This is a genomic window from Streptomyces phyllanthi (assembly GCF_009377205.1).
GTDB classification, from domain to species: Bacteria; Actinomycetota; Actinomycetes; order Streptomycetales; family Streptomycetaceae; genus Streptomyces; species Streptomyces phyllanthi.
Map to the genome: position 1 here is coordinate 1 of NZ_VJZE01000670.1, position 3596 is coordinate 3596.

Here is a 3596-nt window from a genome sequence, read left to right on the forward strand (position 1 = left end):
TCCCTCCCCCACGAGCTCCGGGAGCTGTCATGAAGGATGCCTTCGGTACCCCCCAGTCCCTGCTGGTCCTCGGCGGAACGTCGGACATCGCGTTGGCGACCGCCCGTCGGCTGATCGCCCGCCGCACCCGCACGGTCTGGCTGGCGGGCCGCCCCTCGCCCGACCTGGACGAGGCGGCCGAACACCTGCGCGGCCTGGGGGCCGATGTACGCGCCGTCGCCTTCGACGCACTCGCCCCCGAGTCCCACGAGACGGTGCTCGGCAAGGTGTTCGCCGAGGGCGACATCGACATGGTGCTGCTCGCCTTCGGCGTCCTCGGCGACCAGGCGAACGACGAGCGGGACCCGCTGGCCGCGGTGCGCGTCGCGCAGACCAACTACGCGGGCGCCGTCTCGTCCGGCCTCGTGTGCGCGCAGGCGCTCCAGGCCCAGGGGCACGGCTCGCTCGTGGTCCTGTCCTCGGTGGCGGGCGAACGGGCGCGCCGCTCCGACTTCATCTACGGCTCCAGCAAGGCCGGACTCGACACCTTCACCCAGGGCCTGGGCGACGCCCTGCACGGCACGGGCGTCCACGTCATGGTCGTGCGCCCCGGGTTCGTACGGTCCCGGATGACGGCCGGACTGCCGGAGGTCCCCCTCGCGACGACCCCCGAGGCGGTCGCGTACGCGATCGAACTGGGCCTCCGACGCCGCTCCGAGACGGTGTGGGTGCCAGGGGCCATGCGCCTGGTGATGTCGGCGCTACGGCACGTACCGCGGCCCTTGTTCCGACGGCTCCCTCTCTAGGACGGATGCGTCCTGAAGAGGCGCGGGACCGTGTCGACACGCGGCTCCGCCGTACGGGCGCGACAGGCCACCAGGAAACCGCAGCCGCGAGACGACGCCGGCCCGCCTCCCCGAGGCGTACCCCGCCGGAACGGGGCGCTACCGGTTGAGCGACACCACCACGGCCTTGCTCATGGGATTCCCGCTCTGGTCGACCCGGACGTGTCCGACCCCGATGCCCCTGTCCTCCCCACTGCCTCCGGGGCCCTGACGCCCCTTTGCCTTAGGTGGCGTCAGTGCGCCGGGAGGGTGGTGTCGCTCCCGGCCGACGCCGTCTTCGGCGGCACGGCCTCCCCACCGAAGCCGAACTCCCGCAGCTTGCGCCACACCCCGTCCGCGCCCTGCTCATAGAGCGCGAAACCGGTGCAGGGCCACTCCGCCTCGTACTCGGACAGTTCCTCGTACGCCCGGTCCATCGCCTCTTCGGAGATGCCGTGCGCCACAGTGACATGCGGGTGGTAGGGGAAGGCGAGCTCGCGCGCCACCGGACCCGACGCGTCCCGGACCTGCTTCTGCAGCCACGTACAGGCCTCGACCCCGTCGACGACCTGCACGAACACAACGGGCGACAGCGGGCGGAAGGTTCCCGTGCCGGACAGACACATCCGGAACGGGCGGCCGGTGGCCGCGACGTCGGCCAGATGCTCCTCGATCGCGGGCAGCTCCGAGTCGTCGACCTCTGTCGGCGGCAGCAGGGTGACGTGTGTGGGGATACCGGAAGCCGCGGCGTCGCCGAAGCCCGTGCGCCGCTCCTGGAGCAGGCTGCCGTGAGGCTCCGGGACCGCGATCGAGACACCGATCGTTACGGTCCCCACGTCGTCTCCTGTCGTCTTGTGTCGTCTGTGTGGTTGGTTGTCGTGCGGTGTGGTGCGGTGTGGTCTGTCGTCGGGTCTGTGCCCTCGGCAGGCAGGGGTGACTGCCTGCTCGGCTATCGACTGTACGGCGGTGCGGCTCGTCGCGGGGAGGGCGGCTCGACGGCTCAGTGCTTCGCGGGCAGGAAACCCACTCGCTCGTACGCCTGGGCGAGTGTCTCCGCCGCGACACCACGCGCCTTCTCCGCGCCCTTGGCCAGGATCGAGTCGAGCGTCTCGGGGTCGTCCAGGTACTGCTGGGTGCGCTCCCGGAAGGGCGTCACGAACTCGACCATGACCTCGGCGAGGTCCGTCTTCAGCGCACCGTAGCCCTTGCCGGCGTACTTCTGCTCCAGTTCCGCGATTCCGGTACCGGAGAGGGTCGAGTAGATGGTCAGCAGGTTGCTGACACCCGGCTTGTTCTCGACGTCGTAGCGGATGACCGTGTCGGTGTCGGTGACCGCGCTCTTCACCTTCTTGGCGGTGGCCTTCGGCTCGTCGAGCAGGTTGATCAACCCCTTCGGGGTCGATGCGGACTTGCTCATCTTGATCGACGGGTCCTGAAGGTCGTAGATCTTCCCCGTCTCCTTCAGGATGTACGGCTTCGGGAGCGTGAAGGTCTCCCCGAACCGGCCGTTGAAGCGCATGGCGAGGTCGCGGGTCAGTTCGATGTGCTGGCGCTGGTCCTCGCCGACCGGGACCTCGTTCGCCTGGTACAGCAGAATGTCCGCGATCTGCAGGATCGGGTACGTGAAGAGGCCGACGCTCGCCCGGTCGGCGCCCTGCTTGGTGGACTTGTCCTTGAACTGGGTCATGCGGCTCGCCTCACCGAAGCCCGTGAGGCAGTTCATGATCCAGGCGAGCTGCGCGTGCTCGGGGACGTGGCTCTGGACGAAGAGGGTGCAGCGCTCCGGGTCGAGTCCGGCCGCGAGCAGCTGGGCGGCGGCGAGCCGGGTGTTGGCACGCAGCTCCGCCGGGTCCTGCGGAACGGTGATCGCGTGCAGGTCGACGATCATGTAGAACGCGTCGTGGGACTCCTGCAGGGCCACCCACTGGCGCACGGCGCCGAGGTAGTTGCCGAGGTGGAACGAGCCTGCGGTGGGCTGGATTCCGGAGAGGACCCGGGGTCGGTCAGAGGCCATGTTCCACATTCTCTCAGGTGTCGGGGGCCGCTCCGGAACTGGCCGGAAACAGATGTGCCACAGGTGGGAACCGACGTCCTCCGACCGGTGTAACAAAGGTGTGAGAACGCGGGAGGGGGGCCGCATCGTCGATGAGGCCGCGGTGATCGCACGCGTACGCGCTGGTGACCCGGAGGCGTACGCGGACCTGGTGCGCGCCCATACGGGCATCGCGCTCAGGGCGGCCCGCGCGCTGGGAGCGGGTGCGGACGCGGAGGACGTGGTGCAGCAGGCCTTTTTCAAGGCGTACTGCTCCCTGGGGCGCTTTCGGGACGGCATGGCGTTCCGGCCGTGGCTGCTGTCGATCGTCGCCAATGAGACGAGGAACACAGTGCGGGCGGCGGGCCGCCGCCGGACGCTGGCCGGCCGGGAGGCGGCACTGATCGAGGCGGAGCCGCTGATACCGGAGTCCGCGGATCCCGCGGTCGCCACCCTGGAGACGGAGCGGCGTGTCGCGCTGCTGCGCGCGCTGGAAAAGCTGAGCGAGGAGCACCGGCTGGTCGTCACCTACCGCTTTCTGCTGGAGATGGACGAGCCCGAGACCGCGGAGGCCCTCGGCTGGCCTCGGGGCACGGTGAAGTCCCGCCTGAGCCGGGCCCTGCGCAAGCTGGGACGGTTACTGCCGGAGTTCGAGCTGCGGGGAGGAGGTGACGAGGGTGAGTGAGCGGTACGGGGACGGGGACGGCGAGGTCCACGACGAGGAGGGCCGGGCCGTGGACGGGGGCCGGGTCGAGGAAGGC

The 3596-nt window shown here is 70.0% G+C and carries 4 protein-coding genes; 2 read left to right on the plus strand and 2 right to left on the minus strand.

The window, feature by feature from the left end; genetic code table 11:
• Nucleotides 1–29: 29 nt before the first annotated feature.
• Nucleotides 30–785, plus strand: a complete 756-nt coding sequence (locus tag FNH04_RS43090; protein WP_152791690.1) for a decaprenylphospho-beta-D-erythro-pentofuranosid-2-ulose 2-reductase — start codon at nt 30–32, stop codon at nt 783–785.
• Between the two features lie 272 nt (nt 786–1057).
• Here the strand turns inward: FNH04_RS43090 and FNH04_RS43095 are convergent, their stop codons facing one another.
• Nucleotides 1058–1639, minus strand: a complete 582-nt coding sequence (locus FNH04_RS43095) for a 2'-5' RNA ligase family protein (protein WP_322725526.1) — start codon at nt 1637–1639, stop codon at nt 1058–1060.
• A 164-nt stretch (nt 1640–1803) separates the two neighbouring features.
• Nucleotides 1804–2817 carry a tryptophan--tRNA ligase gene (trpS, locus tag FNH04_RS43100; protein ID WP_152791692.1) on the minus strand — a complete coding sequence of 338 codons (1014 nt, stop codon included), beginning with the start codon at nt 2815–2817 and terminating at the stop codon, nt 1804–1806.
• Nucleotides 2818–2959: 142 nt separating this feature from the next.
• On the opposite strand from trpS, the gene FNH04_RS43105 reads away from it, so the two are divergent.
• Complete coding sequence (locus FNH04_RS43105; protein ID WP_322725528.1) at nt 2960–3520, plus strand: RNA polymerase sigma factor; 561 nt, start codon at nt 2960–2962, stop codon at nt 3518–3520.
• The last annotated feature ends 76 nt before the right edge of the window (nt 3521–3596 follow it).